This window comes from Pseudonocardia bannensis (assembly GCF_012911875.1).
GTDB lineage: Bacteria > Actinomycetota > Actinomycetes > Mycobacteriales > Pseudonocardiaceae > Pseudonocardia > Pseudonocardia bannensis.
Map to the genome: position 1 here is coordinate 1 of NZ_JAAXKZ010000206.1, position 5,499 is coordinate 5,499.

Genomic DNA, 5,499 nt, shown 5'->3' on the forward strand with positions numbered 1-5,499 from the left:
CCACCCAGCGGTCCCGGTCGTCGAGAAGGCCGAACGATGCGTCGGCCCGGACGACTCACCGGCCGGCCCCGGCGAGGTGGGGGGCGGCTTCGGTGGTGGATGCCGGCCCGTCGACGATCGGTCACCGGCCCGCGCTCCCCACCCCGAGCCGGACATCTCCCGGAAAGCTCGCCGACACAGCCAGGTCCGCCGGGCCCCCGGCCGGCACCGTCGGCTCCGACCGCAGGACGTATCCGGACGAGGCGAGGGCCTGCGTGTCGGCGACGAGCCCGGTGAGGCCCGCCGCGGCCAGGACCACGCCGGTCGTCACGAGCAGCGAGCCCGCCGTCACCATCACGGCGTGGCCCGGCGACGGCGGAGTGGCAGCCGGCACGCCCGCGGGGCCGGGACCGGGATCCAGGAGATTCTGAACGCGGGCGGGGGATGCGGCGGGCGCGGCGTCATGGCGGCCAGGGTCCGGGAGACGGGACCCGGTCGACAGGGACTCCAGACCCCCGTGCCGGGCGTCGAACGTCACCTCGGCGGCGTCGACGGCCCGTCGGGATCCACCGCCTGGACCTGCGCTGATGCGGCCTCGGACGTGGAGCGCGGCCCGGCCCCGGCGAGCAGCCGGATCAGCAGCGCCGCACCGACGCTGCCGAGCAGGGCGAATCCGGCAACCGGGCCGGCCATCTGCGCGAGATCGAACGGGACGCCTGCGTGGACCTGCAGCACCGTGCTGAGCACGAGCGTCGGCAGCAGGGCGACGACGAGCAGCAGCAGCGGCGCCGCCAGCAGCAACCCCAGCGGCCGCCCGCACATCAGCAGGTACCCCGTGAAACCGGCGGCCGGGGCGATCACGGCGAGGTCCAGGGCGTAGGTGACCATCGTGGTCGCATTGCCCAGCATGGCCGGCGGCGCACCATACAGCAGCCCGGCGACGAGCGGGGCGAGCCAGAGCAGGGCCGTCACCGTCCCGCTGGTGAACAGGAACGCCGCCAGCGCGCGGACCGGAACCCGGCCGGACGCGATCGCAGCCACCAGCGGCGCCCGGTCGGCGCCGACCACCGCGGTGCAGAACCCGAACAGCGACACGGACAGCAGCGCGACGTAGACCAGGAACAACGAGTTGTAGGCCACCCCGAGCGCGCCGTTGGCGTAGACGTAGAGCAGATAGCCCATCGTCGCGGCGAGCAGCAGAACGCCTCGCGGCGACCCGCGCCGGTATCCGCGCAGCGCGACGAGCAGCAGCGGCACCCCGACCAGCAGCACGACGATGTCGACCGCGACCTGTCCGGCGGCGGCGGCGACGGCGTCGTACCGGTAGAGGCCGTCCCCGTTGAGCTGCACCGGAGTCCCCCGCGCGGTGATGAAGGGCTGCGGGTCGGCGCGGCTCCCCCACAGCAGGCCGGTGACCGCAGCGGACACCGCGAGCAGCGCCACGACGAGGGAGAGCAGCGTGATCGGGTCGCGAACGGGGAGGCGCGCCGCCGCAGGCCCTGTCGATGCCATGGCGCCCCCGGTGCACTGGCGGACAGTTCGGGAAACACCGTCCCCGCGGGACAAGCCAACGCCCGATCCGGGCAGTTCGCCAGGGCCGGGCGGCCCGCAGGACGCGGGGTCCGTGGTCCTTGCCTGACCCTTGCCTGGCCCTTGCCTGACCCTTGTCGGCCCCTTTTCGGCCCCTTGCCTGCACCTGCCCGAACCCTGCCTCCACCCGGCCGTCCGCCGCCGGCTGTCGCCTCAGTGACGCGGCGCGGGCGACTCAGCGGCGCGGCGCGGGGGCCGGCCGGAGCGCACGGGGACCCGCCAGCGCAGCTCGGCCCCGCCGTCGGCGGTCTTCTCGACGACCAGAGCACCACCCAGCCGGTCCGCCCGGTCGACCATGTCCGCCCGGCTGCGCTCGTCGACCGGGGCCGCGATGCCGACGTCCTGGTCGGAGACGACGAGCTCGATATCGCGCCCCGCCGTCACCGTCACCCCGACCGCGCGAACCGCGGCGGAACGCACCACGTCGATCAGGGCCGCGCGAAGCACCGCCAGCAGCGACGCCGTCACCTGGGCCGGGACCGCCTCGATGTCACCGTCGATCCGCAGGTCGAGTGGGAAACCCACGGTCTCCCCGGCCAGCGCGACCAGGTCCGCCACCCGCTCGACGACCCCACCGGCTCCGCGCGGCTCGCGGAGCGCGAACACCGTGGAGCGGACGTCCTTGATCGCCTGGTCCAGCTGCTCCACCACACCGGCCAGCCGCGTCCGGTGCTCCTCGTCGACCGCGGCGACCGCAGGTTGCAGGTCCAGGCCCGCCGCGAACAGCCGTTGCACGACCCGGTCGTTGAGCTCCAGGGCGATCCGCTCGCGTTCCTCCGCGAGGATGGCCTCCTCCACGCGCCCCCGGGCCGCGAGCTCGCGGACGGACACGACGATCCAGCGGCTGCCGTCCCGCTCCGGGACCGACCAGCGATAGGTCTCCTCCACGGCCGTCTTCGTGCCGTCGCGGTGCTCGAGGGTCGCCCGCCGGACCACCGGTCGCGTCGGGGCGTCCTCCAACGCCTCGACGATCCGGTGATACTGCTCCGTCGTCGCCGTCCGGTCCAGGTGCAGCGGGGTCATCCGCAGCAACCGCTCGCGGCCGTAGCCGACCAGGCGCAGGGCGCCCTCGTTCACGTAGCGGTAGGTCAGCGTCCCCGGGTCCAGCACGAAGATCGCGTCGGCGTCGGCGTCGAGCGCGTGCAGCACGCGGCGCAGCTGCGCGTCGCCCATCTCGGAGGCGGCCTCGCGCACGACCGCCACCAGCATCGTCTCCCCGGCCAGGTGCAGCGAGCTGACGGTGGCCTCGACGGCGACCTCGCCGCCGTCGGCGCGGCGCGCCCGCAACCCGCGCCAGGACCCCGCGGCGCGCAGGAGCGACCGCGGGTCGCAGCGGGTGCCACGTCCGATGCGCGGATCCTCGGTCAGGAGCCCGTCGATCGTCCGGTCGATCAGGGCGGACGCCTCGGTACCGATCAACGCGGCCGCCGGCTCGGTGGCGACCACGATGCGCCCGGAGTCGTCGAGAACCAGCACACCCTCCGGCGCGGCGTCGAGAACGAGCTGGTTCAGGTCTGGGACGGAACCGAGGCGGGCCGAGCGGGCGATCATCGAATCGTTCCTTCCGGTGGTTCACGCGGCCCGGACGGGTCGTCGTCCGGAGGCAGGGTGAGCGGGTCGCCGGCCACCGCCGGTGGGCGGTGGCCGGCGGCCGGTGCCACGACACGTCGTCGCCCGGTCTGTCCGGGTGACATCCCGTGCGGTGACGAAGCCATCCCACGGCCGCTCGGTCGTGCTCCCGGCCCGGGAACGGCCACCGGCGCACCTGCGGGGACGAGCCCGCCCCACAGGGTGCTCCGGGCGGCCGGCTGCCCGGAACGGGCGTTGTCGATGCATTCGACCGATTCGAGGCCGCCCGAGCGGGAGATCCCTGCCATCGTCCTCGCCGCCCATGGACCCCTGTCAAGGGCCGTCGACGCCCGACGCTGCATTCGGGGTGCTGCTGCAGCGAGGGGGTCGAACGGCTCTGCCGGACGGGGGCGGCCGCGGTCACGCTTGCTGCGGACCGGGCCCGGAGGGAACGGCCAGGAGGTGAGCGATGCGAGCACGTCACCTGACCCCGGTGGTGTCGCTCGTCCGCAGACCCGTCTCGAGGATCGTCAGAGGGCTGGCCGCGGTGGTGGTGACAGGGCTGCTGGCCTGGGCGCTCTCCGGGCTGGTGGCAGGCTGCGACCTTCGCGACACCGGCTCGCCGAGGATCTCCGGCTCCGGTGTTCCAGGTGCGGAGCCGGCCGTCAACCTCTCCCCCGGCCTGCAGCCGCTGTGGCCGTTCGCCGACGCCGCGGCCGCCCGCGAGTGGCAGGCGTCCTACCGATCCGGTGGCCAGCAGCCATGGCACCTCGACCCCGGGGTCACCGCGCTGTCGTTCGTCCAGGGCTACCTCGGGTTCACCGGGCTCGACCAGGTCACGAGCAGCTACGAGGGCTCGGGCAGGGCGCTGGTCGGCGTCGGGGCAGCTCTGCCCGACGGCCGGATCCTCACCGCCGCGATCGTGCGCCTGGTCCGGCTCGGCATCGGCGACGACGCCCCCTGGGAGGTGGTCGGTACCCGCGACACCACGCTGAGCGTGGACACCCCCGCTTACGGGAGCACGGCACGCTCCCCGCTTCCCGTCGGCGGCACGATCAGCGGGGTCGACGAGAGCCTGCGGGTGCAGGTCCGGCGGGTCGGCGCGGAGGCGCCGGCCGGCACCGCCTGCTGCGTGCCCGCCGGCGGGCAGAACACGCGGTGGTCGACGACGGTCCCGTTCACCTCTCCACCGGGGCCGGTACTGACCGTCGTGGTGGCCACCGGCGGGCACGTGGCCGACGTGGAACGGTTCGCCGTGACCGGCGTGCGGGCGGGGTGACCCCGTCGATTCGACAGACCCGGGAACCTCAGGCGGGGACGAGCACCGCGGCGCCGATGATGCGGTCGGCGGCGAGATCGGCCAGCACCCGGTCGGCTTCGGCGAGCTCGCGCGGAGTCACCGTCGGCCGGACCCGCAGCGCGGCGGCGAGCCGGAGGAACTCCTCGCCGTCGGCACGGGTGTTCGCGGTGACGCTGCGCAGCTGCTTCTCCCGGAACAGCTCGTCGGCGTAGACCAGCCGCGGGATGTCGGACAGGTGGATCCCGGCCACCGCGAGCGTCCCGCCCGAGTCCAGCGCGCGCATCGCCACCGGGACGAGTTCGCCCACGGGCGCGAACAGCACCGCGGAATCCAGGGGCTCCGGTGGTGCGGCGTCCGCCGGTCCCGCCGACGCCGCGCCCAGTTCCAGGGCCAGCTCGCGGGCCGCGGCCGACCGCGTGAACACGTGCACGGTGGCGCCCTGCGCGACCGCGACCTGCGCGACCACGTGGGCCGACGCCCCGAACCCGTAGATCCCGAGTCTCCCGCCGGGGGGCAGCGCGGAGCGGAGCAGCGCCCGGTAGCCGACGATGCCGGCGCACAGCAGTGGCGCCGCCGTGACGTCGTCGAGCGCTGCGGGCAGCCGGTACACGAACGCCTCCGGGGCGACCGCGTACTCGGCGTAGCCGCCGTCGTCGTCCCAGCCGGTGAAGGTCGCGTTCGGGCACAGGTTCTCCCGACCGGACCGGCAGAACCGGCAACGGCCGTCGGTACCCCGCAACCACGGGATCCCGATCCGGTCACCGACCGCGAAGCGCTGCGTGTCGGGCCTGACCGCGTCGACGGCCCCGACGACCTCGTGCCCGGGCACCGTGCGCGGCCGGTGCGGCGCCAGGTCGCCCTCGGCGAGGTGCAGGTCGGTGCGGCACACCCCGCACGCGGACACCCGGATCCGCACCTGTCCGGGGCCGGGCTCAGGTTCGGGAAGGTCCGCGGCCACCAGCGGCTGATCCTTGAGCGGCCCGGGATGGTCCACCACCCAAGCACGCATCGGTCCTCCCGTCACGCTGCAGCACCGGTCGCCACCACCCCCAGTATCAGCG

General features: G+C 74.7%; 5 protein-coding genes. 1 reads left to right on the forward strand and 4 read right to left on the reverse strand.

Features of this window, described 5'->3' with window-relative positions:
* Positions 1 to 121: 121 nt before the first annotated feature.
* The 3 genes from HF519_RS29150 to HF519_RS29160 all read right to left on the reverse strand — a co-directional run bounded on the left by HF519_RS29150 (position 122) and on the right by HF519_RS29160 (position 3,120).
* Positions 122 to 373: a hypothetical protein gene (locus HF519_RS29150; RefSeq protein WP_169416185.1), complete on the reverse strand. Its 252-nt coding sequence runs from the start codon at positions 371 to 373 to the stop codon at positions 122 to 124.
* Positions 374 to 513: 140 nt separating this feature from the next.
* Positions 514 to 1,491 carry a hypothetical protein gene (locus tag HF519_RS29155; protein WP_169416186.1) on the reverse strand — a complete coding sequence of 326 codons (978 nt, stop codon included), beginning with the start codon at positions 1,489 to 1,491 and terminating at the stop codon, positions 514 to 516.
* A gap of 231 nt (positions 1,492 to 1,722) precedes the next feature.
* Entirely contained in the window at positions 1,723 to 3,120 is a 1,398-nt protein-coding gene (locus HF519_RS29160) for a PAS domain-containing sensor histidine kinase (protein ID WP_169416187.1), read from the reverse strand.
* A gap of 487 nt (positions 3,121 to 3,607) precedes the next feature.
* On the opposite strand from HF519_RS29160, the gene HF519_RS29165 reads away from it, so the two are divergent.
* Positions 3,608 to 4,417, forward strand: coding sequence for a hypothetical protein (locus tag HF519_RS29165; RefSeq protein WP_211170746.1), 810 nt, complete (start codon positions 3,608 to 3,610; stop codon positions 4,415 to 4,417).
* Positions 4,418 to 4,445: 28 nt separating this feature from the next.
* Here HF519_RS29165 and HF519_RS29170 read toward each other — a convergent pair whose 3' ends face one another.
* The gene (locus tag HF519_RS29170; protein WP_169416188.1) at positions 4,446 to 5,447 is read right to left on the reverse strand and encodes a zinc-dependent alcohol dehydrogenase family protein; all 1,002 of its coding nucleotides are present in this window, start codon (positions 5,445 to 5,447) and stop codon (positions 4,446 to 4,448) included.
* Positions 5,448 to 5,499: the final 52 nt, after the last annotated feature.

Coding starts and splice junctions, on each gene's coding strand:
- HF519_RS29165 (WP_211170746.1), top strand. CDS start 3,608: ATGCGAGCACGTCACCTGACCCCGGTGGTGTCGCTCGTCCGCAGACCC.
- HF519_RS29170 (WP_169416188.1), bottom strand. CDS start 5,447: ATGCGTGCTTGGGTGGTGGACCATCCCGGGCCGCTCAAGGATCAGCCG.
- HF519_RS29155 (WP_169416186.1), bottom strand. CDS start 1,491: ATGGCATCGACAGGGCCTGCGGCGGCGCGCCTCCCCGTTCGCGACCCG.
- HF519_RS29160 (WP_169416187.1), bottom strand. CDS start 3,120: ATGATCGCCCGCTCGGCCCGCCTCGGTTCCGTCCCAGACCTGAACCAG.